Source organism: Sphaerisporangium rubeum (assembly GCF_014207705.1).
Lineage (GTDB): Bacteria > Actinomycetota > Actinomycetes > Streptosporangiales > Streptosporangiaceae > Sphaerisporangium > Sphaerisporangium rubeum.
In genome coordinates this window covers 5,345,096-5,367,856 of record NZ_JACHIU010000001.1, presented here as the reverse complement: position 1 = coordinate 5,367,856, position 22,761 = coordinate 5,345,096, and the positions used below count along the sequence as shown (strand labels likewise).

22 protein-coding genes are annotated in these 22,761 nt (G+C 71.7%); 16 read left to right on the top strand and 6 right to left on the bottom strand.

Translation table 11 applies throughout. From position 1 onward, the window contains the following. Positions 1–38 precede the first annotated feature (38 nt). Positions 39–959, bottom strand: a complete 921-nt coding sequence (locus BJ992_RS22840; protein ID WP_184984282.1) for a 5-dehydro-4-deoxyglucarate dehydratase — start codon at positions 957–959, stop codon at positions 39–41. Between the two features lie 239 nt (positions 960–1,198). Between BJ992_RS22840 and BJ992_RS22835 the strand changes: the two genes are divergently transcribed. The 8 genes from BJ992_RS22835 to BJ992_RS22800 all read left to right on the top strand — a co-directional run bounded on the left by BJ992_RS22835 (position 1,199) and on the right by BJ992_RS22800 (position 8,913). Then, positions 1,199–2,086, top strand: coding sequence for a carbohydrate ABC transporter permease (locus BJ992_RS22835; RefSeq protein WP_343072809.1), 888 nt, complete (start codon positions 1,199–1,201; stop codon positions 2,084–2,086). A gap of 11 nt (positions 2,087–2,097) precedes the next feature. After that, positions 2,098–2,988: a carbohydrate ABC transporter permease gene (locus BJ992_RS22830; protein ID WP_184984277.1), complete on the top strand. Its 891-nt coding sequence runs from the start codon at positions 2,098–2,100 to the stop codon at positions 2,986–2,988. Positions 2,989–3,015: 27 nt separating this feature from the next. After that, the gene (locus BJ992_RS22825) at positions 3,016–4,332 is read left to right on the top strand and encodes an ABC transporter substrate-binding protein (protein ID WP_184984275.1); all 1,317 of its coding nucleotides are present in this window, start codon (positions 3,016–3,018) and stop codon (positions 4,330–4,332) included. A 79-nt stretch (positions 4,333–4,411) separates the two neighbouring features. After that, a complete protein-coding gene (locus tag BJ992_RS22820; protein ID WP_184984273.1) occupies positions 4,412–5,563 on the top strand; it encodes an enolase C-terminal domain-like protein in 1,152 nt (383 codons plus the stop codon). Then, on the top strand, positions 5,557–6,324 hold the full coding sequence (locus BJ992_RS22815; RefSeq protein WP_184984271.1) for an NAD-dependent epimerase/dehydratase family protein: 768 nt from the start codon (positions 5,557–5,559) through the stop codon (positions 6,322–6,324). Before BJ992_RS22820 ends, BJ992_RS22815 begins: the two co-directional genes overlap by 7 nt. A gap of 41 nt (positions 6,325–6,365) precedes the next feature. Next, on the top strand, positions 6,366–7,148 hold the full coding sequence (locus tag BJ992_RS22810) for an IclR family transcriptional regulator (RefSeq protein WP_184984269.1): 783 nt from the start codon (positions 6,366–6,368) through the stop codon (positions 7,146–7,148). A gap of 86 nt (positions 7,149–7,234) precedes the next feature. Next, positions 7,235–8,050, top strand: a complete 816-nt coding sequence (gene kduI / locus BJ992_RS22805) for a 5-dehydro-4-deoxy-D-glucuronate isomerase (RefSeq protein WP_184984267.1) — start codon at positions 7,235–7,237, stop codon at positions 8,048–8,050. Beyond that, on the top strand, positions 8,047–8,913 hold the full coding sequence (locus BJ992_RS22800; RefSeq protein WP_281390445.1) for an SDR family oxidoreductase: 867 nt from the start codon (positions 8,047–8,049) through the stop codon (positions 8,911–8,913). Before kduI ends, BJ992_RS22800 begins: the two co-directional genes overlap by 4 nt. Here the strand turns inward: BJ992_RS22800 and BJ992_RS34380 are convergent. Together BJ992_RS34380 and BJ992_RS22790 are read right to left on the bottom strand one after the other, a co-directional pair. Continuing rightward, the gene (locus BJ992_RS34380) at positions 8,874–9,665 is read right to left on the bottom strand and encodes an IclR family transcriptional regulator domain-containing protein (RefSeq protein ID WP_184984265.1); all 792 of its coding nucleotides are present in this window, start codon (positions 9,663–9,665) and stop codon (positions 8,874–8,876) included. The two genes, BJ992_RS22800 and BJ992_RS34380, sit on opposite strands and share 40 nt — an antisense overlap. Positions 9,666–9,733: 68 nt before the next feature. Further along, a complete protein-coding gene (locus BJ992_RS22790) occupies positions 9,734–10,669 on the bottom strand; it encodes a sugar kinase (protein ID WP_221474936.1) in 936 nt (311 codons plus the stop codon). A gap of 75 nt (positions 10,670–10,744) precedes the next feature. On the opposite strand from BJ992_RS22790, the gene BJ992_RS22785 reads away from it, so the two are divergent. From BJ992_RS22785 to BJ992_RS22755, 7 genes are all read left to right on the top strand, one after another. Then, complete coding sequence (locus BJ992_RS22785) at positions 10,745–10,930, top strand: tautomerase family protein (RefSeq protein WP_184984263.1); 186 nt, start codon at positions 10,745–10,747, stop codon at positions 10,928–10,930. Between the two features lie 227 nt (positions 10,931–11,157). After that, a complete protein-coding gene (locus BJ992_RS22780; protein WP_184984261.1) occupies positions 11,158–13,698 on the top strand; it encodes an FtsK/SpoIIIE family DNA translocase in 2,541 nt (846 codons plus the stop codon). Positions 13,699–13,810: 112 nt separating this feature from the next. Next, positions 13,811–14,560, top strand: coding sequence for a helix-turn-helix domain-containing protein (locus tag BJ992_RS22775; protein ID WP_184984259.1), 750 nt, complete (start codon positions 13,811–13,813; stop codon positions 14,558–14,560). 121 nt (positions 14,561–14,681) lie between these two features. Then, positions 14,682–16,088 (top strand): 30S ribosomal protein S12 methylthiotransferase RimO, encoded by a 1,407-nt coding sequence (gene rimO, locus BJ992_RS22770; protein WP_184984257.1) that lies wholly within the window; start codon positions 14,682–14,684, stop codon positions 16,086–16,088. Then, the gene (gene pgsA, locus BJ992_RS22765) at positions 16,085–16,690 is read left to right on the top strand and encodes a CDP-diacylglycerol--glycerol-3-phosphate 3-phosphatidyltransferase (protein WP_184984255.1); all 606 of its coding nucleotides are present in this window, start codon (positions 16,085–16,087) and stop codon (positions 16,688–16,690) included. The genes rimO and pgsA overlap by 4 nt, the downstream gene beginning before the upstream one ends. Further along, positions 16,687–17,181 carry a CinA family protein gene (locus tag BJ992_RS22760; protein ID WP_184984253.1) on the top strand — a complete coding sequence of 165 codons (495 nt, stop codon included), beginning with the start codon at positions 16,687–16,689 and terminating at the stop codon, positions 17,179–17,181. The genes pgsA and BJ992_RS22760 overlap by 4 nt, the downstream gene beginning before the upstream one ends. 253 nt (positions 17,182–17,434) lie before the next feature. Next, positions 17,435–17,800, top strand: coding sequence for a helix-turn-helix domain-containing protein (locus tag BJ992_RS22755; protein WP_184984244.1), 366 nt, complete (start codon positions 17,435–17,437; stop codon positions 17,798–17,800). A 343-nt stretch (positions 17,801–18,143) separates the two neighbouring features. Here the strand turns inward: BJ992_RS22755 and BJ992_RS22750 are convergent, their stop codons facing one another. Genes BJ992_RS22750 through BJ992_RS22740 form a run of 3 tightly spaced genes read right to left on the bottom strand, consistent with a single transcriptional unit; the run spans position 18,144 to position 21,347 of the window. Then, on the bottom strand, positions 18,144–18,932 hold the full coding sequence (locus BJ992_RS22750) for an Fpg/Nei family DNA glycosylase (RefSeq protein ID WP_184984242.1): 789 nt from the start codon (positions 18,930–18,932) through the stop codon (positions 18,144–18,146). A 1-nt stretch (position 18,933) separates the two neighbouring features. Further along, a complete protein-coding gene (locus tag BJ992_RS22745; RefSeq protein ID WP_184984240.1) occupies positions 18,934–19,383 on the bottom strand; it encodes an RrF2 family transcriptional regulator in 450 nt (149 codons plus the stop codon). An 8-nt stretch (positions 19,384–19,391) separates the two neighbouring features. Continuing rightward, positions 19,392–21,347: an endonuclease/exonuclease/phosphatase family protein gene (locus BJ992_RS22740; RefSeq protein ID WP_184984238.1), complete on the bottom strand. Its 1,956-nt coding sequence runs from the start codon at positions 21,345–21,347 to the stop codon at positions 19,392–19,394. Positions 21,348–21,506: 159 nt separating this feature from the next. Between BJ992_RS22740 and BJ992_RS22735 the strand changes: the two genes are divergently transcribed. After that, positions 21,507–22,685, top strand: a complete 1,179-nt coding sequence (locus tag BJ992_RS22735) for an ROK family transcriptional regulator (protein WP_184984236.1) — start codon at positions 21,507–21,509, stop codon at positions 22,683–22,685. Positions 22,686–22,761: the final 76 nt, after the last annotated feature.

The window sequence follows — 22,761 nt, the reverse complement described above, 5'->3', positions numbered from 1 at the left end:
GTCCCGCCTCAGGCAGGCGGGGAGACGTGGGGTGCGGGTCAGGGCTCCTCGACGAGCGCGAGCCCTCGCTCGATCAGCTCGCCGAGTCGTTTGACGTGCTCGGGGGCCGGTTCGCACAGCGGCGCGCGCACCGGGCCCGCGTCCAGGCCGCGCAGCCGCGCGCCGGCCTTGACCAGGGACACGGCGTACCCGCTGCCTTGGCGGCGCAGCTCGACGAACGGCCGGTAGAACCCGTCGATGAGCCGCGCGCAAGTGGCGTCGTCGCCGTCGACGAGCGCGCGGTGGAACCGGACCGCGACGGCCGGCAGGAAGCAGAACACCGCCGAGGAGTAGAGCGTGACGCCGAGCCCGCGGTAGGCGAGCGCGGACATCTCGGCGGTCGGCAGGCCGTTGAAGTACAGCAGCTCGCCGTCCTGTGAGCGCACGGCGCTGATGATGCGCTGCATCAGGTCCAGGTCGCCGTGGCCGTCCTTGAGGCCGACGACGCCGGGGTGCCGCGCGAGCGCGACCACGGTGTCCGGCTCGAACACGGCGTTGTCGCGCTGGTAGAGGATCACCGGCAGCGCGGTGCCGTCGGCGAGGTTCTCGTAGTGCCGCCGCAGGCCCTCCTGGTCGGCGTGCACGAGGTACGGCGGCAGCGCGAGCAGCCCGTCGGCGCCGGCCTTCTCGGCGGCGGCGGCGAACGTCAGGGCCAGCGAGGTGCCGTACCCGGTGCCGGCGATCACCGGCACCCGGCCGGCCGTCTCCTCGACGGCGGCCTCGACACAGGCGGCGTAGTCGTCCAGGCCGAGGGCCGGGAACTCGCCGGTCCCGCAGCAGGCGAACACGCCGGCGCATCCCGCGGCGACCCCCTCGCGGACGTGCGCGCGGAAGGCGTCCAGGTTGAGCCGCTCACGCGGGTCGCAGGGAGTGACGGGGAAGAAGAGCGGCCCGCCTGCCTTGTCCGCCAGCACTGTCATGCGGTCCTTTCCGATGTCCATATGCGAGAACATGATTCATGTATATGAACACGAGGAACGTAAGACGGCCAAGCCCTCCGGGTCAAGAGAGCGGCGGAAACCCTGTCGAGCGCCATTGGAAATGTTCCGGTTACCTGTCGGAGGCTTGACAGCCGCCGTCCGGCGTTCCTACGTTGACGGCGCGTCCACATGCGTGAACGTCGTTCAGGAATGTGTGTGCCTATCGATCGGAGCGCGAGGTGGCTGGAGGAACCGGACGACCCCGGACGCCGCGCTGGGCTCCGTACCTGCTGATCTCCCCGACCGTGCTGCTGATCGCGATCTTCCTCGTGTACCCCATCGGCAGCGTCCTGTACTACAGCTTGCAGCACTACAACCTGACCCGGCCATGGTCGGACGGCTTCGCCGGCCTGGACAACTTCCGGCGCATGCTGCTGGAGGACCCGCTGTTCTGGTCCAGCCTGGGTTTCACCGCCAAGTGGGTGGTCGTCGAGATCGCGCTGCAACTGGTGTTCGGCATGGCGCTCGCGTTGATCGTCAATGAAACATTCATCGGCAGAGGCCTGGCCAGGTCCCTGGTCTTCTCGCCGTGGGCCGTCTCCGGGGTGCTCACCACCGGCATCTGGATCCTGCTCTACAACCCCACCACCGGCATCGTCCGCTACCTCGGCGCGCCGGAGGCCGCGGTGCTCGGCAACCCCGACACCGTGTTCGGCGCCATCGTCGTCACCGAGCTGTGGCGCGGTGTGCCGTTCTTCGCGATCCTGCTGCTCGCCGGCCTGCAAGGCGTCCCCGGCGAGCTGTACGAGGCCGCCGCGGTGGACGGCGCCGGCCGCGTGCGGCGGTTCCTGCACGTCACGCTGCCTCACCTGCGCGACGCGATCGTCCTCGCCACGCTGCTGCGCGCGGTGTGGGAGTTCAACAACGTCGACCTGATCTACACGCTGACCGGCGGCGGCCCCGCGCAGGTGACCACCACGCTCCCGCTGTACGTCGCGCAGCGTGCCATCGACGCCAAGGACTTCGGGTACGGCTCGGCGCTGACCACCGCCGGGTTCGTGATCCTGCTGTTCTTCTCGCTGGTGTACCTGCGGCTGAGCCGGTTCGGCGCGGACCACAAGGCATGAGGGGCGGTTCCATGGCGACCGAGGTGATCCCCCGGCAGGCGGCGCAGGCGCCGCCGGACACCCCGCCGGGAGGCGCGCCGGCGCGGCACGTGCGCGACCCCGGCCGGGTGCTGCGGCTGTACGTGCCGCTCGGGCTCTACCTGGCGTTCACCCTGATCCCCTTCTACTGGATGATCGTCTTCGCGCTGCGGCCCGCCGGGTCCACCTCCCCGGTGCCGTGGCCGATCACGTTCGACCACTTCGCCACGGTCTGGAATGACATCGGCTACGCGGTGTTCTTCAAGAACAGCGTGATCGTCGGCGTGCTGTCGCTGTTCTTCACCACCGTGATCGCGCTGATGGGTGGGTACGCGCTCGCGCGGTTCCGGTTCCGGGGCCGCGGGCTGTTCATGGTCGTGCTGCTGTGCACGCAGTTCATCCCCGGCGCCATGATGCTGATCCCGCTGTTCTCGATCTTCCGTGAGCTCGGGCTCATCAACTCGCTGTGGAGCCTCGTCGTCGCGGACACGGTGTTCAACCTGCCGCTGTCCATCATCCTCATGAGCGGCTTCGTCACCGCCGTCCCCTTCCAGGTGGAGGAGGCCGCGATGGTGGACGGCTGCTCACGGCCGCGCGCGTTCTTCGCGGTCGTGCTGCCGCAGCTGCGGCCGGGGCTGATCGCGGTGGGGTCGTTCGCGTTCATCCACACCTGGAACAACTTCCTGTTCGCGCTGATGTTCATCAGCCGGCAGGCCAACTTCACGATCCCCGTCGGCCTGAGCTACACGATCGGGGAGTACAGCGCCGACTTCGGGGCCCTGGCGGCGGGTGGCGTGGTCGCCGCGCTGCCTGTCGTGTGCGTGTTCGCAGTGATTCAGCGCTACCTGGTGCACGGCATCAGCGCCGGTGCCGTGAAGGGGTAGCACCCCCCGACTGGAGGACACCGATCCATGAGAAGCATCGCCAAGGCCACGACGGCCGCCGTCGCCGTCCTCACGCTGTCCGTGGCCGCCACCGCCTGCGGATCCGGCTCGGGGGAACCCGGCACGAGCGCGGCCCCCACCACCATCACCTTCTGGGACAACAACGGCGGTGTGCGCACACCGATCTACACCGAGCTCATCAAGCGGTTCGAGAAGGCCAACCCGACCATCAAGGTCGAGTACGTCGGCATCCCGATCGCCTCGGTGCAGCAGAAGTACGACACCGCCGTCGCCGGCGGCGACACGCCTGACGTCGGCGGCGTCACCACCAGCTACCTCGCCGGCCTGGTCGGCCAGCAGGCACTCGAACCCGCCGACGGATGGCTGTCGTCCAGCGGCATGTCAGGCAAGCTGCTCGGCAGCATGCTGACCTCGGTGAAGAACACCGCCGCCGACGGCAAGACGTACATGGTGCCGGCCACCTCCAACCTGGACGTCGTGTGGTACCAGAAGGACAAGCTGTCCGCCGCCGGCGTCGAGGCGCCGAAGACGTGGGACGAGTTCTTCGCCGCCGTGCCGAAACTCACCAAGGCCCCCGACCAGTACGGCTGGACCATCCGCGGCGGCGCCGGGTCGATCTTCCAGTTGCTCGCCGAGGCGTACGCCTACTCCGGCGTCCCCCAGTTCTTCGACGCCTCAGGCAAGAGCACGGTGAACGATCCCAAGAACGTCGAACTGGTCACCAAGATCGCCGAGCTGTTCAAGAAGGACACCCCCGAAGCGGACGTCACCAACGACTTCCCCAAGATGGTGGCGCAGTTCACCAGCGGCAAGGTCGCGATGATGCACCACAACCTCGGCTCCTACAACGACCACGTCAAGGCGTTCGGCGCGGACAAGGTGGACGCGTTCCCGCTGCCGGTCGGCGCGTCCGGCAAGCGCACCGTCGTGGCCAACCCCGTGGACGGCTTCGCGGTGTTCAAGAACAGCGAGCACAAGGAGGCCGCGTGGAAGTTCGTGGAGTTCCTGGTCTCCAAGGAGAGCAACAGCTACTGGAACCAGCAGACCGGTCAGATCCCGGCCAACACCGAGGCGCAGGGTGACTCCTGGCTGGGGGAGCGGCCGTACCTGAAGAACGCGGCGGACGTGCTCGCCGACCCCGGCACCGTGGTCGTCGCGCCGCCGTACCACCTGCCGCAGTTCTCCTCGATCACCAAGGCCGACACCGAGCCGCTGTTCCAGAAGGTGCTGCTCAAGCAGATGACGCCGCAGGAGTTCCTGGACACCTTGGCCGGCAAGCTCACCGAGGCGCAGGCGGAGTGGAAGAAGGCCAACCCCAACTGATCCGGCGCGGGCCGGCGTCCGCCACCTGACCGTGGACGCCGGCCCGCCGCGACCGGACCCCCGCACCGAAGGGAGCGAGATGGCCGTCATCGAACGCGTCACCGTCACGGTGTTCACCACCGTCACGCGGTCCGTGGTGGACGGGCACGGACACCGGCACCCGGGGCCGCCACGTGAGGTGCGCGAGGCCCTGCTGGAGATCACCGACAGCGACGGCGCGACCGGACGGTGCCTGAGCACGCCGGAGACGCTGCGCCAGAGCATGATCGACGCGCACGTGCGTCCGGTGCTGCTCGGCCGGGACGCCGTGGACCGTGAGCGCCTGTGGCACGACCTGGCCCGCCGGCAGCGCGGCGCGCACGGCCACCTCACCGACCGCCTGCTCAGCACCGTCGACCAGGCCCTGTGGGACCTTCTCGGCCACCGGACGGGCCTGCCGGTGTGGCGGCTGCTCGGCGGTGCACGCTCCTCGGTCCCCGCGTACGCCAGCACCATGTGCGGCGACGACATCCCCGGCGGTCTCGCCACCCCGGCCGACTACGCCGATTTCTGCAAGGACCTCGTCGCGCGGGGCTACCGCGGCATCAAGCTGCACACCTGGATGCCGCCGATGCCGCACGGCGTCGCGCTCGACATCGAGGCGTGCGCCGCCGTACGCGACGCGGTCGGCCCGGACGTCGCGCTGATGCTCGACGCCAACCACTGGTACAGCCGCACCGAGGCGCTGCGTCTCGGCCGCGCGCTGGACGAGCTCGGCTTCGCCTGGCTGGAGGAGCCGATGGAGGAGGCGTCGGTGCGGTCGTACAAGTGGCTGGCCGACCAGATCGCGACGCCGGTGCTCGGCCCGGAGACCTCGTGGGGCAAGCACATGGCGCGGGCCGAGTGGATCGCCGCCGAGGCGTGCGACATCCTGCGGGTCGGGGTCGTCGGGTCCGGCGGCATCATCCCCGCGGTGAAGGCGGTGCACACGGCCGAGTCGTTCGGCATGGGCTGCGAGATCCACGGCAACGGCTCAGGCGCGCTCGCCGTGATCGGGGCCACGCTGTGCGGCGAGTGGTACGAGCGGGGCCTGCTGCACCCCCACTCCGACTACGACTCCCCGCCGCCGCACCTGCGGTCCGTCGTCGACCCCCTCGACGCGACGGGGAACGTCGTGATGCCGGACAGACCGGGCCTCGGTGACGATCTTGACGAGGACCACATCGCGGCCCATACGGTGGTCACATGGTGAAAAGTGTGCTTGTGACCGGTGCGGCAGGACGGATCGGCACCTGCCTGACCGAAGGACTTCCCGAATACGGCCACACGTTGCGGCTGCTGGACCGCGAACCTCTCGACCACCCGGCCTTCGAGACGATCAGGGGGGACGTCACCGACCCCGAGGTGCTGGAGCGCGCCATGGAGGGAGTCGGCGCCGTCGTGCACCTGGCCGGGGTCCCCTCGACCAGCGCACCCTGGGAGCGGGTCATGCCGGCCAACATCGAGGGCACCTACCAGGTGTTCGAGGCGGCGCGCCGCGCCGGCGTGGAGCGCGTGGTCTTCGCCAGCAGCAACCACGCCGCCGGGTTCGTCCGGCGGCAGGAGAGCGTGCCGGCGGACGTCGCGGTGGCGCCGGACTCGCTGTACGGCGTGTCCAAGGCGTTCGGCGAGGCGCTCGGCCGGTTCTACACCGACCGGTACGGCATGCGCGTCGCGGCGCTGCGCATCGGGACGTTCGCGCCGCGTCCACCGCTGCCGCGCGCGCTGTCCACCTGGCTCAGCCCCGGTGACATGGTGCGGCTCGCGCACGCGTGCCTCACCTCGCCTGATCTCACGTACGCCGCCGTGTGGGGAGTGTCGGCGAATACGCGAAACTGGTGGGACCACGCCGCGGGCCGCGCGCTCGGCTACGAGCCGCAGGACGACGCCGAGGCGTACGCCTCGGAGTTGCCAGAGCTTTCGCCGGACGACCCGGAGTACGCCTGGCTCGGCGGACGCGTCGTGGAGGCCTGACGGCCGGAATGGAGGACGATGTGGGGCAGGGAGACGCGGACATGGCCGAGCAGGGAACCACCGTGCCGCACGTCAAGTCCGCCGTGCGGACCGTCGAGCTGCTCGACTTCTTCGCGCAGTACCCCGGCCTGCACAGCCTGTCCGACCTCCAGGGCAAGCTCGGCTACCCCAAGAGCAGCCTGCACGCGCTGCTGCGCACCCTGGTCGGCCTCGGCTGGATCGAGACCGACGTCACTGGCACGCTGTACCGCATCGGCATGCGCGCGCTGCTCGTCGGCGCCACCTACATCGACGGCGACCCGGTCGTCCAGATCGCCAGGGACGCGCTCGACTGGCTGGCCGAGACGACGGGGGAGACCGTCCACCTGGCCCGCCTGGACCATTTCGACGTCGTCTATCTCGCGACCCGCGCCTCGCGGCACTACCTGCGGCCGTTCACCCGGGTCGGCCGCCGCCTGCCGGCGTCCACCACCTCGCTCGGCAAGGCGATCCTCGCCACCCGCGACGACGCCGAGGTGAGCCGCATGCTCCCCTCGGAGCTGCCGAGGCTCACCAAGAACACCATCGTGGACCAGGGCCAGCTGATGGCGGACCTGCGGCGGGTGCGCAAGCGCGGGTACGCCGTCGACCGTGAGGAGAACACCGAGGGGCTGCGCTGCTTCGGCGCGGCCCTGGACATCGCCTACCCGCCGCGGGACGCGCTGAGCGTCTCGGTGCCGGTGCCACGGCTGACGGCGGGCCGCGACAAGGAGATCGCGGCCTGCCTGATCGAGGCCCGCGACCGCATCGAGGTGGCGGCCCGAGGGGTGCGGCGCACGTACTGACCCTCTGACGCGCGGCCGGCGGGTTCTGCACGCCTGCTGATCGTTCTATGACGTGACACGAAATCTCATGTACTGGAATCGGAGGCATGGTGGAGACACGGCACGCGACCGCACCCGACCAGGTGCCCGGCATGACAACAGAACAGCTGCGCGCCAGGTTCCTCGCCGAGGGCCTGTTCACCCCCGGGGACGTCACCCTCGTCCACTCCCACGAGGACCGCATCGTGATCGGCGGCGCGTCCCCCGGCGACGGCACCCTGGAGCTGCCGTGTCCCGCTGAGCTGCGTGCCGAGTACTTCCTTGAGAGGCGCGAGCTCGGCGTGGTGAACGTCGGCACCCCCGGCACGGTCACCGTGGACGGCGCCGCGTACGACCTCGGCCCCAAGGAGTGCCTGTACGCCGGCCGCGGCTCACGTGAGGTCACCTTCACCGGCGGCCCGTTCTACCTGGTCTCCACCGCCGCGCACGCCGACCACCCGACCGCCAAGGCCGGCCTCGCCGACGCCGAGCCCGTCCACCTCGGCGGCCGGGAAGGCTCCAACGAGCGCACCATCTACAAGTACATCCACGCCAAAGGCATCCAGAGCGCACAACTGGTGCTCGGCGTGACCGTCCTCGCCGCCGGCAGCATGTGGAACACCATGCCGTGCCACACCCACGAGCGCCGCACCGAGGTCTACTTCTACTTCGACCTCCCCGAGGACCAGCGGATCGTCCACCTCATGGGCCGTTCCGACGAGACCCGCAACCTGATCGTCGCCGACCGCCAGGCCGTCATCTCCCCCTGCTGGTCCGTGCACTGCGGCTTCGGCACCCGCAACTACTCCTTCGTCTGGGCCATGGGTGGCGAGAACCAGGCCTACGACGACATGGAACAGGTCGCGATCGGCGCGATGCGATGACCACCGGGACCCCGGACATCTCCGGGAGCCGCACGACAGAGCCCGTCCGTGCCGCTGGGGCCCTGGGACCGGCACCGGCAACCCCCACGACCACCGGCGAGCCCCGCGAGCGGGACATGTTCTCCCTGGCCGGCCGCACCGCGCTGGTCACCGGCAGCCGTACCGGCATCGGCCGCGCCGTCGCCGTAGGTCTCGCACGCGCCGGCGCGGACGTCATCCTGCACGGCCACCACGACGACCTGGACGAGGTGGAGGCCGAGGTCCGCAAGGCCGGCCGCCACGCCTGGCGCTGGATCCACGACCTGTCCGACACCGAAGGACTCCCCGAGGCCGCCGCGACCCTGCTGGAGCGGCACCGGATCGACATCCTCGTCAACAACGCCGGCGTCATCCGCCGCACCCCGGCCGAGGCCCACTCCTACGCCGACTGGCGCGACGTCCTCACCGTGAACCTCGACGCGGTCTTCCTCCTGACCAAGGCCGTCGCCACCCCCATGCTGGACCGCCGCACCGGCAAGATCATCATGATCGCCTCGATGCTGTCCTTCCAAGGCGGCGTCAACGTCCCCGGCTACACCGCCGCGAAACACGCCGTCGCCGGCCTCACCCGGGCCCTGGCCTGCGAGTGGGCCGCCAGGAACGTCCAGGTCAACGCCATAGCCCCCGGCTACATCGCCACCGCCAACACCGAGGCACTGCGCGCCGACCCCGACCGCGAGCCGGCCATCCGCGCGAGGATCCCCGCCGGCCGCTGGGGCACCCCGGACGACCTGGCCGGCGCCGCCGTCTTCCTGGCCTCACCCGCCGCGAGCTACGTCAACGGTCACGTCCTGGCCGTGGACGGCGGCTGGCTGGCCCGCTGAACGGCCGGAGGCGCGCCGAGGGCCAGGGACACCTCGCGCGCCGCGGCGACGACGGACGGTGCGAGGTCCGCCAAGGCGGCGCGGCTCATGTCCATGGCGAGGGTGGAGATGGAGATGCCGCCGAGCACGGCGCCGGTGTGGTCGAAGACGGCGGCGCCGACGCAGCGGACGCCTGGCTCGTTCTCCTCGTCGTCCACGGCGTGGCCGGCGGCGCGGACGTCCTTCAGGTGGGCCAGCAGGTCGTCGACGGTGGTGCGGGTGTTCGGGGTGTGGCCCGGCAGGCCGGTGCGTGCGCAGATGGCGCGGACCTCGGCGTCGGGGAGCTCGGCGAGTATGGCCTTGCCGATGGCCGTGCAGTGCAGGCGCAGGCTCATGCCGACCCGCGACGGCATCTGGTAGGGCCTGCGGCCCTCCAGCTTGGCGACGTACACGGCCTCGTCGCCGCCGCGGATCGCGAAGTGGGTGGTGTACCCGGTGCTCTCGTGCAGCGCGCGCAGCGCGGCGTCGGCCTGGCGCGCCGGGTCGAACCGGCTCATGACCTTGCCGGCGAGGGTGAGGATGCGGGGGCCGGGTTCGTAACCACCGGTGCCGTCCTGCCGCGCGAATCCCCACTCGACGAGGGACTGCAGGACGCGGTGGACGGTCGACTTGGAGACGCCGGTCGCCGCGGCGATGTCGGTCACCCGGTGGTGCTCGGCGATCGCCTCCAGCACCGCGAGCGCCTTGTCGATGGAGCTGCCTTCCCTGACCACGTGCCGAGCTTACTGACAGCGGATCGCCATGGGGGAGCGGCTTGTCGTGCGGTGACGCTCGCCGTGGGTCAGGGCCGCGGGGAGGCGGCGAGGAGGCGGTCGATCTGCTCGGCGGTGGCGACCGTGCCGGTGCCGCCGCGGCCGGTGAGGCTGATGGCGGCGGCCGCGGTGCCTGCTCGTACGGCGTCCGGCAGGCGGTCGCCTCCGGCGAGCCTCGCCGCGAGCACGCCGGTGAACGCGTCGCCGGCGCCGGTCTGGTCCACGATGTGCGTGGCCGGGACGGCGGGGACGTGCTCAAAGCCGTCCGGTGAGGCGAGCAGCACGCCGTCGGGGCCGCGGGTGACGGCGGCGGCGCGGGCCCCGAGGCGCAGGCACGCCAGGGCCGCCTCGCGGGGGTCGGCGGTGGCGAGCAGCGGCAGGCTGTCGCCGGGGCACGACGGTGTCAGCAGGTCCACGTGCGGCGCGAGGTCGGTGAGGAAGCGGGTCGCGGCCGGCGGTGTGGTGAGCCGCGACCGGAAGTTGGGGTCGTACACGACCGTGCCTCCGGCGCCGCCGACGGTCTCGGCGGCGTACCGCACGGCCTGCGCGCACGAGGGGGACAACGCGGCGGTGATGCCGCCTGCCACCAGCACCGACGCCTGCGCCAGCGGCACGCGCGCCAGGTCGGCGGGCCCCATGCGGGAGGCGGCGCTGCCGGCGCGCAGGTACGCGAACGCGCGCTCGCCGCTCGGGTCCGCGCCGACGGCATACGCGCCGGTGGAGCCGGGGCCGCGGGTCATCCAGGTGGTGTCGACGCCGTGGCCCCGCGCGAACGCGATCAGCCGCTCGCCGAACTCGTCGTCCCCCACCAGGGTCACCAGCGCGGTGTGGGCCCCCGCGGCGGCGGCCGCCACGGCGGCGTTGAGCGCGTCGCCGGAGAACGACAAGTGGAAGGTGTCCGCCTCGGTCAGCGGCACGGACGCCGAGAACTCCACCAGCGGTTCGCCGATCACCACCACGTCCACACCGGATCTCCTTCTTGGTTCATGTAGTGGAATTTGATTTTATGTGATGCAACAGAATGCCGACAGGAGGACATCATGCCGAACATCACCGTCGAGCTGTTGTCGGGTCGAACCATGGACCAGCGCCGCGAGTTCGTGGCGGCGGTCACCGAGGCGGCCGTGGACATCCTGAAGGCACGCAGGGAGGCGGTCCGCATCGTGTTCTGGGAGATCGAGAAGTCGGACGTCGCCAACGGCGGCACCCTGGAGTCGGACAAGTAGAGAACCGGCGCGAGGCGGGGGAGGACCGCTCCTCCGCCTCGTCACGCCAGGTCACGGGCCATCTTCCGTGCTCGCCAAGGCGGTGGGGGCCGGCTCGTCGCCGTACGGCCGGTTTCTCCGGCTTCCGGCGGGCCGGCTGGAAACCCGGCTGGAAACCCGGCTGGAAACACGGTGAGACGCGGCGCGCCTCCTCTGGCGGGAGATGCCTCATGCGTACCCTCGGTACCATGGCCACCCGTACGTCGAAATCCACCCAAAAGGGGTCGGCGAAGCGGTCAGCGCCGTCGCGTACGTCCCCCGCCAAGCGCTCGCCCGCCAAGGCCGCGCGGCCCACGGGAGCGCGCTCCGGCAGCCGCACCCCGGCCCGTCAGGCGCACACCCAGCCCGATCCCATCGGCTGGGTGTTCCTCGCCATCGGCAAGCTCTTCGCCGGCGTGTGGCTGCTGTTCGCCAACGGCATCGGCACCGCCGCGCGCGCGTTCGGGCAGCAGGCGCGTGAGCTGGACCCGGCGCACCGGCGCGACGGCCTCGGTCTCGCCGTGCTCGCGCTGGCCATCGCGGTGGCCGCCATGACGTGGCGTACCGGCCAGGGGGCCGCCGCGACCGTCGTGACCGCCGTGCTGCGCGGGGTGCTCGGCTCGCTGGCCTGGTCGGTCCCGGTCCTGCTCGCGCTGATCGCCTGGCGGCTGCTGCGCCACCCCGACCAGAACGCCGACACCGGCCGCATGATGATCGGGTGGACCGCGCTGCTCGCCGGGGTGCTCGGCATCGTGCACGTCGCGCACGCCACGCCGTACCCCTCCGGCCCCGCGCCGACCGACGGCATGGACAAGGTCTCCGCGGCCGGCGGCATGATCGGCTTCATCGTGTCCGCGCCGCCGTCCAGCGTTCTTCCCGCCTTCGTCACGATCCCGCTGCTGATGCTGCTCTCCGGCTTCGGCGTCCTGGTGATCACCGCCACGCCGGTGCACCGGGTGCCCGAGCGGCTCGCCGAGATCCACCACATGCTGTTCCAGAAGAGCGGCGCCGGCGACGCCAAGCCGCCGGTGAAGCGGACACGCAAGCCCCGCGCCGCGTCCTCCGGCAAGAGCGACGGCGAAGGTGACGTCGGCGAGCACGGCAAGCCGTACGACACGCCGCTGGTGGACGACGGGCCCGGCCGGCTCGCCGACCACTCGCCGGAGATCGTGCCGGGCCTCGTGGACGAGGAGCCGCCGGCGCCGGTGGAGCGCAGGGCCGCCGAGCCGCCGGAGCCGACCCCGGCGCCGCGCAAGGTCGAGCAGCTCGTACTGTCCTCGCAGGAGGGTCCCTACACCCTGCCGGACGTCGCCACGCTGCGCTCCGGCACGCCGCCGAAGCCGCAGACCAAGGCCAACACCGTCGTGGTGAACGCGCTCAGCAGCGTGCTGGAGCAGTTCGCCATCGACGCGCAGGTGGTCGGCTTCACCCGCGGCCCGACGGTCACCCGGTACGAGATCGAGCTCGGCCCCGCGGTGAAGGTCGAGAAGGTCACGGCGCTCACCAAGAACATCGCCTACGCCGTCAAGTCCGCCGACGTGCGCATCCTGTCCCCGATCCCCGGCAAGTCGGCCATCGGCGTCGAGATCCCCAACACCGACAAGGACCTCGTCAGCCTCGGCGACGTGCTGCGGTCCCAGGTGGCGCAGGCCGACCACCACCCGATGATCGTCGGCCTCGGCAAGGACGTCGAGGGACGCACCATCGTCGCCAACCTGGCCAAGATGCCGCACATCCTCATCGCCGGCGCCACCGGCGCCGGCAAGTCCACCTGCATCAACGGCCTGATCTGCTCGGTGCTGATGCGCTCCACCCCCGACGAGGTGCGCATGGTGCTGGTCGACCCCAAACGGGTCGAGCTCAACACCTACGAAGGCATCCCCCACCTCATCACCCCGATCATCACCAACCCCAAGAAGGCCGCAGAGGCCCTCGAATGGGTGGTCGGCGAGATGGACCGCCGCTACGACGACCTCGCCGCGAGCGGGTTCCGCCACGTGGACGACTTCAACAAGGCGGTGCGCGCCGGCAAGCTCACCGCGCCACCCGGCAGCGAGCGGGTGTACCAGCCCTACCCCTACCTGCTGGTCATCGTGGACGAGCTCGCCGACCTGATGATGGTCGCCCCCCGCGACGTCGAGGACTCCATCGTCCGCATCACCCAGCTCGCGCGCGCCGCCGGCATCCACCTGGTGATCGCCACCCAGCGGCCCAGCGTGGACGTCGTCACCGGCCTGATCAAGGCGAACGTGCCGTCGCGGCTGGCGTTCGCCACCTCCTCGCTCGCCGACTCGCGCGTCATCCTCGACCAGCCGGGGGCCGAGAAGCTCGTCGGCCAGGGCGACGCGCTGTTCCTGCCGATGGGTGCCAGCAAGCCCATGCGGTTGCAGAACGCCTACGTCTCCGAGAAGGAGATCTTCGACATCGTCGCGCACTGCAAGGCGCAGATGCAGGCCGAGTACCGCGACGACGTCGCCGCCACGGCCACCGCGAAGAAGGAGATCGACGAGGAGATCGGCGACGACCTCGACCTGCTGGTGCAGGCCGCCGAGCTGATCGTCACCACGCAGTTCGGCTCCACGTCCATGCTCCAGCGCAAGCTGCGCGTCGGCTTCGCCAAGGCGGGCCGCCTGATGGACCTGCTGGAGAGCAGGAACGTCGTCGGCCCGAGCGAGGGTTCCAAGGCGCGTGAGGTCCTCGTCCAGCCCGACGGGCTCCCCGGCCTGCTCGCCGACTTGCGGGGAGGGTGACCCCTCCACACTTCCCCCGGCGATAACTGGTTGAATATGAATGACTACGCATCGTCGGAATGTGGGAAATGAGAAAGTGGGCGGGAGCGTGGCCGCCCGGCGAGGGGGACTCATGAGCATCGGGGTGACGCTGGCCGCGGCACGCGACGCGGCCGGCATGACGGTCGCGCAGCTGTCCGGCCGCACACGCATCAGAGAGACGGTGATCTACGCCATCGAGAGGGACGACTTCTCGATGTGCGGCGGCGACTTCTACGCTCGCGGCCACGTGCGCAACATCGCGCGAACGGTCGGGCTGGACCCCGACGCGATCGTCCACCAGTTCGACGAGGAGCACGGCGGCGCGCCGGCCCCGGTGCGGGCCGCCGCCGTCTTCCAGGCCGAGAGCCGCATCAAGCTCCGTGAGCGGCGCAGCCCCAACTGGTCCACCGCCATGGCCATCGCCCTGGCCATCGTCGCGGTGTTCGGCGTCACCCGCGTCATGAGCGGTTCCAGCACCCCCACGGCCAATGAGAGCGCCGCCAAGCCCGCCCCGTCCGCCAAGGCCCCCGCGACGCCGTCCCGGCCCCCCGTCGCGGCCAAGGCCCCCGCGGCGCCGGTCAGCGACATGGTGACGCTCCAGGTCAAGGCCACCAAACCCTCGTGGGTGGAGATCAGCGACAGCAAGGGCAAGCCGGTGTTCCGCGGCACCCTGCCGGCGGGGGTCACCTCCACCTGGAAGGCACGCAACCGCATGCAGATCACCATCGGCAACGCCGGCGGTGTCGTGCTGAAGGTCAACGGCAAGCGGCTCGGCGTCCCCGGCAAGCCGGGTGAGCTCGTCACCAGGACGTTCGGCCCGGAGCCGCCGCGCTCACGGTGACCCGCGGCGGCGGCCGGCCGCCTGTCCCGGGTCGCCGCTCGGCGCGTCAAGCGGGGATACCGGCGCAAGAACGGGGGGAGTGCGCCGTGTGGGGGCCGACTGCCGATACCGTAGAGCCATCATGTCTTCCCGCCGAACCGCATCGCTGATCACACTGGGCTGCGCGCGCAACGAGGTCGACTCCGAGGAGCTGGCCGCGCGCCTGGAGGCCGCCGGGTGGCGGCTCGACGACGACCACCCCGACGTCGTCGTCGTCAACACCTGCGGCTTCATCGACTCGGCGAAGAAGGACTCCATCGACACGCTGCTCGCCGCCGCCGACTCAGGCGCCAAGGTCGTCGCCGCGGGCTGCATGGCCGAGCGCTATGGCAAGGAGCTGGCCGACGCGCTGCCCGAGGCCGCCGCGGTCATCTCGTTCGACGACTACACCGACATCGGCGGCCGCCTCGACGACGTCGTCGAGGGCCGGTCGCTGACGCCGCACACACCGCGCGACCGCCGCACCCTGCTTCCCATCAGCCCCGTTGAGCGCGGCGGCGCCGCCGCGCACATCCCGGGTCACGGGGAGCTCCCCGAGGGCCTCGCTCCGGCGAGCGGCCCGCGCACGCTGCGCAAACGGCTCACCGGGGGGCCGGTGGCCTCGCTGAAGCTCGCCTCGGGGTGCGACCGGCGGTGCAGCTTCTGCGCCATCCCGGCCTTCCGCGGCGCGTACGTCTCACGGGACCCCGGCGAGCTGCTCGCCGAGGCCGAGTGGCTGGCCGCGCGCGGGGTCACCGAGCTCGTGCTGGTCAGCGAGAACTCCACGTCGTACGGCAAGGACCTCGGCGACCTGCGCGCGCTGGAGAAACTCCTGCCGAAGCTCGCCGCCGTGGACGGCGTCCAGCGGGTGCGGGTCTCCTACCTGCAGCCCGCCGAGCTGCGGCCGGGCCTCATCGAGGTCATCGCCGGCACCGAGGGTGTCGCGCCGTACTTCGATCTGTCCTTCCAGCACGCCAGCGGCCCTGTGCTGCGCCGCATGCGCCGCTTCGGCGACCCGGCGCGGTTCCTCGACCTGCTGGAGTCGGTCCGAGCCCTCGCGCCTGAGGCGGGGGTGCGGTCCAACTTCATCGCCGGCTTCCCCGGCGAGACCGAGGAGGAGTTCGCCGACCTGGTGGGCTTCCTCGACCGCGCCAGGCTGGACGTCATCGGCGTGTTCGGCTACAGCGACGAGGACGGCACCGAGGCGGCGAGGCTGGACGGCAAGGTCCCGCAGGACGTCGTCGACGAGCGGGTCGCGACGCTCAGCGAGCTCGCCGAGGAGCTCACCGCGCAGCGGGCCGAGGAGCGCATCGGCACCGAGATCGAGATCCTCGTCGAGGAGGACCTCGGGGACGGCGGTTACGAGGGCCGTGCGGCCCACCAGGGGCCCGAGGTGGACGGCTCGGTGACCGTGCAGGGCATCGGGCTGGTGCCGGGCCAGATCGTGCGTGCGACCGTCGTGGACGCCGAAGGCGTCGATCTCATAGCCCGCATCAAGGCCGGGCCATGACGAACGACTCGGAGGCCGGCACCGAGCACCTCACGCCGTCCGCGGGCCGCCGGGTCAGTCCGTGGAACGTCGCCAACGTGCTCACCGTGCTCCGGCTGCTGGTGGTCCCGCTCTTCGTCGCCGGCATGTTCGTCGACGGTCCCGGCTGGCGCTACTTCGCGCTGGTGGTCTTCCTGCTGGCGTCGCTCACCGACCAGCTCGACGGATGGCTCGCGCGGCGGTACGGGCTGGTGACCGACTTCGGCAAGATCGCCGACCCGATCGCCGACAAGGCGCTCATCGGCGCCGCTCTGGTCACCTTGTCCATACTCGCCGAGCTGCCCTGGTGGGTCACCGTGGTGATTCTCGCCAGGGAGGTCGGCGTCACGGCGCTGCGCGTCGCGGTGATCAGGCACGGCGTCATCCCGGCCAGCTACGGCGGCAAGGTCAAGACCGTGCTGCAGATCGTCGCCATCGCGCTGTACGTCCTGCCGGGCACACCTGACCCGCTGCGGTGGGTGGCGATGGGTGCGGCGCTGCTGGTGACCGTCGCCACCGGCGCCGACTACGTCAACCGCGCGGTGCGGCTGCGCGCCGTAGCGCGTAAGGCCAGAGGCGGATGAACGCGGCGGCGGCCGGGGTGCTCGCCGCGCTGGTGCGCGGCGGGTCCACCGTGGCGGTCGCCGAGTCGCTGACCGGAGGGCTGCTCGGCGCGACGATCACCGCGCGGGCCGGCGCGTCCGCGGCGTTCCGCGGCGGCGTGATCGTGTACGCGACCGATCTGAAGGCGTCGCTGCTCGGGGTTCCCGAAGATCTACTCGATCGGGAGGGTGCCGTGCACCCGGAGGTCGCCGCGGCCATGGCCCGCGGTGTCCGTGACCTGGCCGCCGCCACGTACGGCCTCGCGGTGACCGGCGTCGCGGGGCCCGACCCGCAGGACGGCAAGCCCGTCGGTACCGTGCATATCGCGCTAAGCGGGCCGGAGTCGGCCTTGTGGCATCGTGATGTGTCGCTGGCCGGTTCCCGGGAACAGATCCGCGAAAACACCGTCTGGGAGAGTTTGGATCTTCTGAGAAGTGTGCTGGACGCCTCAGTGGGGGAACATACCGGATGATTACCGCGTTACGTCACCAGCGAACATGCTCCGCACGGTCTGCCGCCCTGCTGGCCCATGCGGGTACGGTGGAGCTGTGAGCGAGGTTCGTGACCCATCGGTGAGGAGTAAGTCCGGCGTGCGCCCGGCTACAGGGCCGAGCGAACCCAGGATGACGGCGAGGAGCATGCACGAAGGGCATTCGAAGAATGGGCGATACGAACCGACCGCGCGGAGCGTCGTGAAAACGCCTGCGCCCGGGAGGGAGCGACAGATGGTCCTGCTGCGTCAGCTGCTCGGTGACGTCCTGCGGCGGCTGAGGGTGCGGCAGGCCCGCACCCTTCGAGAAGTCTCCACCGTGGCACGTGTCTCCCTCGGCTACCTGTCCGAGGTGGAGCGTGGCCAGAAGGAGGCGTCATCGGAGCTGCTCGCGTCGATCTGCGGCGCTCTCGGCGTGCCGCTGTCGCAGGTGCTCCGCGAGGTGTCCGACCAGTTCGCACTGGCCGAGCTCCAGCACGCACCCGTCCTGGCCGACGTTCCCGAGCACGAGCGTCTGCCTATGTCCGAGACCGTGTCCAGCACGATGTCAGGTCCGGAGTTCGACGGCTTCCCCGAAGTCAAGGACATGGTCGCCGCCTAGGCGCCACCGGCCACCGCCTCCCGGCGTCCCCGGCCCTCGCCCGTCAGCGACGGCCCCGGCCGCCACGTCCTCTACGACCTATGCCTCGTGCCGTCCCCTCGCGAGCGCCTTCCGGAGATCTCACCTGGATCCGGCACCCCCTACGGGTGGCCGCTCAGTCCGGCAGTTCCGGCCCGCGTGCCGCACCCCGAGCCTCTACGGGCCCGCGCGCCGCACCCCCGAGCCCCCATGTCCGTGAATCGCGTCCGGTAGCCGGCTCCACGTCCCCGCGCCGGCCCAGGTAACCGTCACTCTCGTGCCGCCGCACGTCACCCCGGCCCACGTCCGCCGTGGGTTCACCCGGTCACGGCTGGCAGGCGGGACAGTAGAAGATCACGCGCTCGTACGGGCCTTCTCCGAGCTCGCCCCCGAGCATGCGCGTGCCGCAGCGCAGGCACGGACGGCCCGCGCGGCCGTAGGCCCACAGGCGGTGCCCCGGACGCGGATCGCCGGTCGTGACCGGACCGCCGGACGCGTCCTTGGCGGAGAACAGCAGCCGGTGCGCCAGATCCACCACCTTGAGCAGGTCAGGGACGTCCGCGACGGGCCGGTGCGGCGACAGGCCCGCGAGGAACAGGGTCTCGGCGCGCCAGATGGTGCCGAGACCGGCCACGTTGCGCTGGTCGAGCAGGGCTTCGCCGATGGTCGCCGCCGGGTGACCTGCCAGGTTGGCGGCGGCACGCTCGGCGTGACCGGCGCTCCACGACGGATCGAGCAGGTCGGGGCCGAGGTGGCCCACCAGGCGGTCCTCCTGGTCGGTCGGCACGAGGTCCACCATGCCGAGCTTCACGCCGACCGCCTGCCGCAGATCGTTGACCAGCACCAGGCGCACGGCGTCGCCGCGCCGCACCGGCGTGCCGGCCCGCTGCACCCGCCACGTGCCGTCCATGCGCAGATGCGTGTGCACGGTCAGCCCGCCTTCGATCCGGGTCAGCAGGTGCTTGCCCCGGGACTCGGTGGTCAGCACGGCCCGGCCCGACAGGTCCGCCGTGGCGTGCCGCGGCACGCGGAAGTCGCTGCGGACCAGGACCCTGCCGTCCAAGGCGGCGCGCAGGCGGACTGCGGTCCGGTGGACGGCGTCGCCTTCGGGCACGTCAGTCCCAGGCGGCGGGGTCGGCCGCGAGCTCCATCACCCTGGACGGCAGCGTGCCTGAGGCGATCTGCTCCAAGGTGACTTCTTCGAGGATCATGCGCTCGCTGGCGCGCAGCGCGATCCACACCTCCTGCAGCGAGCGGGCCGCGCCACGGTAGCCGACGTGCTCGGGCCGCTCGCCGCGCACGTTGGCGAGCGGGCCGTCCACGGCACGGATGACGTCGGCGAGCGTGATCTGCGCGGCGGGTCTGGCCAGCACGTAACCCCCTTCGGGGCCGCGCTGGCCGCGGACGAGGCCCGCTCTGCGCATCTGAAGCAGGATGTTCTCCAGGTACTTCGGGGGAAGTTCCTGCTCCTTGGCGAGCTCGCCCACCGTGGTGGGGCCGCTACCGGCCGCGGCCAGTTCGGCGGCGGCGCGCAGCGCGTAGTCGACGCGGGCGGAAAGTCGCATGTAGCTGATTATCCCGCCTGTCGCAGGTCGCTCAGCCGCAGCCTCACGACAACGGGAAGGTGATCGGAGTACGTCACCCTCGGTACCTTCGCCGACACGGCCGTCAGGCCCGCGCCGAGCAGCACGTGGTCGATGCGCTGGACCGGCGCGTCCGCAGGAGACGTCGGCGGGTCGCCGAGCCCGATCAGCGGATCGGTGAGCCCGGCCCCCTCCAGCACCCGCATCTCCTGGTCGTCCTTGGTGACGTTGAGGTCCCCCGCCAGCAGCACGCGCCGCGTCACCGGCCCCGAGGCCCTCGCCGTCCCGGCGGCCCCGGTGGTCGCGCCGCGTGCCAGGTCGGCGGCGATGGCGGCGACCTCGGGGGCCTGTCCTGCGGTGGCCTGCAGGTGGGTGCCGACGATCCCCACCTCCTGTCCGCCGATCTCCACGACCGCCGCCTGCGCCTGCGCGCCGGTCGGGTGGTCGTGCCGGCCGAGCGGGTGGGACGTGATCTGCCGCACCGGCAGGTTGGTGAGCAGCGCGTCTCCCCACAGCGCGTCGGCGGCCGGCGCGAAGTGGTACCGCATGCCGAGCCCCTTGGCGATCCTCGCGAGGTCGTCGTGGCCGCCGTTGAGCAGCCACCCCCGGTCGACCTCCGACAGCAGCACCACGTCCGGCCGTTCGCTCCTGGCCCAACCGGCGATCCTGTCCAGGTCCAGGGTGCCGGACAGGCCGAAACCCATCCTGATGTTGTACGCGATCAGCGTGAACTCCGGCCCGGCCGCCGTGCGCACCGCGGGCTGTACCGCAGGCAGGGGCCGCCACGTCAGCGCCGCCACCGCCACCGCGGTGACCGCCGCCACCACGGCCAGGCGGTACGGCCGGGGCCGCGCCGCCGTACCGGAGGAGCCCCCGGCCCGCAGCGCCACCAGGCCGGTCAGCGCGCCGAGAACCGCGGGCACCACGGCGTTGGGGAAGCCGAGATCGGTGTCGTAGGCGGCGTAGTAGAGGAACACGGCCACCAGGAAGATCAGCATCCCGCCGAGCAGCGTCGCGCCGCCGCGTGCCGCGCCGCCGGTCCGAGGCAGCCCCGCCGTCCCGAGGCAGGCCCCGAGCGCGGGAGCGACCAGCAGGGCGACCAGCGGCGACTCGACCGGCAGCAGGGCTCCCGCCGCCACCGGCAGCAGCACCGCCATCACCCACGCGGGCCGGGGTGGCCGGGCCGCGAACGACACCAGCAGGAACTGTGCCGCGACCAGCGCCGCCGCGACGACCGCCACCTGCCACGGCCCCGCCTGCTCCGCACGCGGCCGGTCGGCCAGGCCGAGCGGCGTGAGCAGCATGCCGTGCAGCGCGACCACCGGCCCGAGCACGGCCCACACCCCGGCAGGCGCGACGTCCTTGGCGGCCACGACGTGCCACGCGCACACCAGGAAGACGGCGCATCCGGTGGCGACGGCGACGTACACCACCGGCCCGTCCCGCCAGACCGCGTCCACCTGGTCCAGCGCCAGATGGAGCACCCCGGCCGCGGCGAGACCGCCGGCCAGTCCGGTCGCCACGGCGGGCCGCGGGACCATGCGCGCGCAGCCGTACAGGAAGACCAGCGCGGCGGTGACCCCGGCGCCGGCCACGTACAGCTGCGGCATGCCGGTCACCGGCCCCTGGAGCGCGAGGCGGGCCGCGCACAGCACCGCCGCGCCGCCGAGCAGCACCGCACGAGGCCCGGCCAGGCGGGTCAGCGGGATCGCGGCGAACGGCAGCACGAACCACAGCGCCGCGAACAGCCCCATGCGTTCCGGGGGAGTTGACCCCGCCTGGCCGTACAGGGTGATCAGCGACGGCAGGAACACACCGAGCACGTCGGTCAGCAGCACCATGCCGAGCGCGAGCGTGAGCGTCGCGGCCCGGCGCGGGGTGAGCCGTTCCGACAGGCGCTCCAGAGGTCGTGAGCGCTCGGGGACGGCCGTGTCGATGTCGCGCATGCGCACTCCTCGGGCCGGGGACATGAGTGATCCTCGGGTCTGCCGGGGGTCGAAGGCAAGAGGGCCGACAGCGCAGGTGATGGCGCTAAACTCGCAGGAAGGTTTACCGATGGAACGGTGCGGTGGACCCCACGGGGATCGACGACAGGAAAGCATGCGATGGAGCGACGTCCTGGCGTGCCCAGGTTGCTGCGGGAGATCAACGACCGGGCCGCGCTGGAGCTGCTGCTCTCCTCGGGTCCGCTGACCCGCGGGCAGATCGGTGACCTCACCGGCCTGTCCAAGGTCACCGCGTCCCAGACCCTGTCACGCCTGGAGGAGCGAGGCCTGGTCGAGGTGGTGGGGGCGCAGGCCGGCAACCGCGGCCCGAACGCCGCGCTGTACGGCGTCATCCCCTCCGCCGCCTACGTCGCGGGCCTCGACGTCGGCCCCGAGTCGGTCACCACGGCCGTTGCCGACATCAACGGCGAGGTCGTCGCCGAGGTCACCGTCCCCACCGACGGCCACGACGACCCGGTGACGGTCGTGCACAACGCGGTGGTGAAAGCCTGCCGCTCCGCCAAGGTCGCGCTGTCGCGCCTGCGAGGCATCGTGATCGGCACCCCCGGCGTGGTCGACCCCCGCACCGGCGACGTCCGCTTCTCCTTCGACCTCCCCGGCTGGCACGAAGGCAGCCACGAGGCCCTGGCCCGCGACCTGCGCCGTCCCGTGACCATCGAGAACGACGTCAACCTCGCCGCCATCGCCGAGCGCGCCGAAGGCGCCGCCAAAGGCGTCGAGGACTTCGTCCTGCTCTGGATCGAACGCGGCGTCGGCCTCGCCGTCGTCCTCGGCGGCCGGCTGCACCGCGGCAGGTCCGGCAGCGCCGGCGAGATCGGCTACCTCCCCGTCCCCGGCGTCCCCACCGCGGGTGACGTCCGCGCCGTCCCCGGCCGCCTCCCCTCCCTGGCCGGCGGACTCCAGTCCCTGATCAGCGCCGAGGCCGTCGCCGAGTTCGCCGAGCCGTACGGCTTCGCCGGCGGCACCGCCGCCGACGCCGTGCGCGCCGCGGTGAAGAGCGGCCCCGCAGGCGCCGCCTTCCTCGACGAGCTGGCCCACCGTCTCGCCTTGGGGGTCGCCTCGGTCTGCGTCGTGCTCGACCCCACTTTGGTCGTCCTCAACGGCGAAGTGGGCCGGGCCGGCGGGGACGAGCTCACCGGCCGGGTCGAGGAGGCCGTGGCCCGCATCTGCCCCATCCGCCCCGAGGTCGTCGTCAGCCGCGTACACGGCCGCCCCGTGCTGCGCGGGGCCGTTCTCGCCGGCCTGGAGCAGGCGCGCGAGGAGCTGTTCACCTCCTGACCCCTCGCTGACGGTCCGTTCCGGCTTTTCCTCGCGAACGGTGTCCGGAGGTTGAATTCCCCATGAACTGATCGTC

What these genes read in the sequence shown, in the direction of transcription:
- BJ992_RS22840 (WP_184984282.1), bottom strand. Translation starts at nt 959, where the DNA reads ATGACAGTGCTGGCGGACAAGGCAGGCGGGCCGCTCTTCTTCCCCGTC.
- BJ992_RS22830 (WP_184984277.1), top strand. Translation starts at nt 2,098, where the DNA reads ATGGCGACCGAGGTGATCCCCCGGCAGGCGGCGCAGGCGCCGCCGGAC.
- BJ992_RS22825 (WP_184984275.1), top strand. Translation starts at nt 3,016, where the DNA reads ATGAGAAGCATCGCCAAGGCCACGACGGCCGCCGTCGCCGTCCTCACG.
- BJ992_RS22820 (WP_184984273.1), top strand. Translation starts at nt 4,412, where the DNA reads ATGGCCGTCATCGAACGCGTCACCGTCACGGTGTTCACCACCGTCACG.
- BJ992_RS22815 (WP_184984271.1), top strand. Translation starts at nt 5,557, where the DNA reads ATGGTGAAAAGTGTGCTTGTGACCGGTGCGGCAGGACGGATCGGCACC.
- BJ992_RS22810 (WP_184984269.1), top strand. Translation starts at nt 6,366, where the DNA reads ATGGCCGAGCAGGGAACCACCGTGCCGCACGTCAAGTCCGCCGTGCGG.
- kduI (WP_184984267.1), top strand. Translation starts at nt 7,235, where the DNA reads ATGGTGGAGACACGGCACGCGACCGCACCCGACCAGGTGCCCGGCATG.
- BJ992_RS22800 (WP_281390445.1), top strand. Translation starts at nt 8,047, where the DNA reads ATGACCACCGGGACCCCGGACATCTCCGGGAGCCGCACGACAGAGCCC.
- BJ992_RS22785 (WP_184984263.1), top strand. Translation starts at nt 10,745, where the DNA reads ATGCCGAACATCACCGTCGAGCTGTTGTCGGGTCGAACCATGGACCAG.
- BJ992_RS22780 (WP_184984261.1), top strand. Translation starts at nt 11,158, where the DNA reads ATGGCCACCCGTACGTCGAAATCCACCCAAAAGGGGTCGGCGAAGCGG.
- BJ992_RS22775 (WP_184984259.1), top strand. Translation starts at nt 13,811, where the DNA reads ATGAGCATCGGGGTGACGCTGGCCGCGGCACGCGACGCGGCCGGCATG.
- rimO (WP_184984257.1), top strand. Translation starts at nt 14,682, where the DNA reads ATGTCTTCCCGCCGAACCGCATCGCTGATCACACTGGGCTGCGCGCGC.
- pgsA (WP_184984255.1), top strand. Translation starts at nt 16,085, where the DNA reads ATGACGAACGACTCGGAGGCCGGCACCGAGCACCTCACGCCGTCCGCG.
- BJ992_RS22760 (WP_184984253.1), top strand. Translation starts at nt 16,687, where the DNA reads ATGAACGCGGCGGCGGCCGGGGTGCTCGCCGCGCTGGTGCGCGGCGGG.
- BJ992_RS22755 (WP_184984244.1), top strand. Translation starts at nt 17,435, where the DNA reads ATGGTCCTGCTGCGTCAGCTGCTCGGTGACGTCCTGCGGCGGCTGAGG.
- BJ992_RS22745 (WP_184984240.1), bottom strand. Translation starts at nt 19,383, where the DNA reads ATGCGACTTTCCGCCCGCGTCGACTACGCGCTGCGCGCCGCCGCCGAA.
- BJ992_RS22740 (WP_184984238.1), bottom strand. Translation starts at nt 21,347, where the DNA reads ATGCGCGACATCGACACGGCCGTCCCCGAGCGCTCACGACCTCTGGAG.
- BJ992_RS22735 (WP_184984236.1), top strand. Translation starts at nt 21,507, where the DNA reads ATGGAGCGACGTCCTGGCGTGCCCAGGTTGCTGCGGGAGATCAACGAC.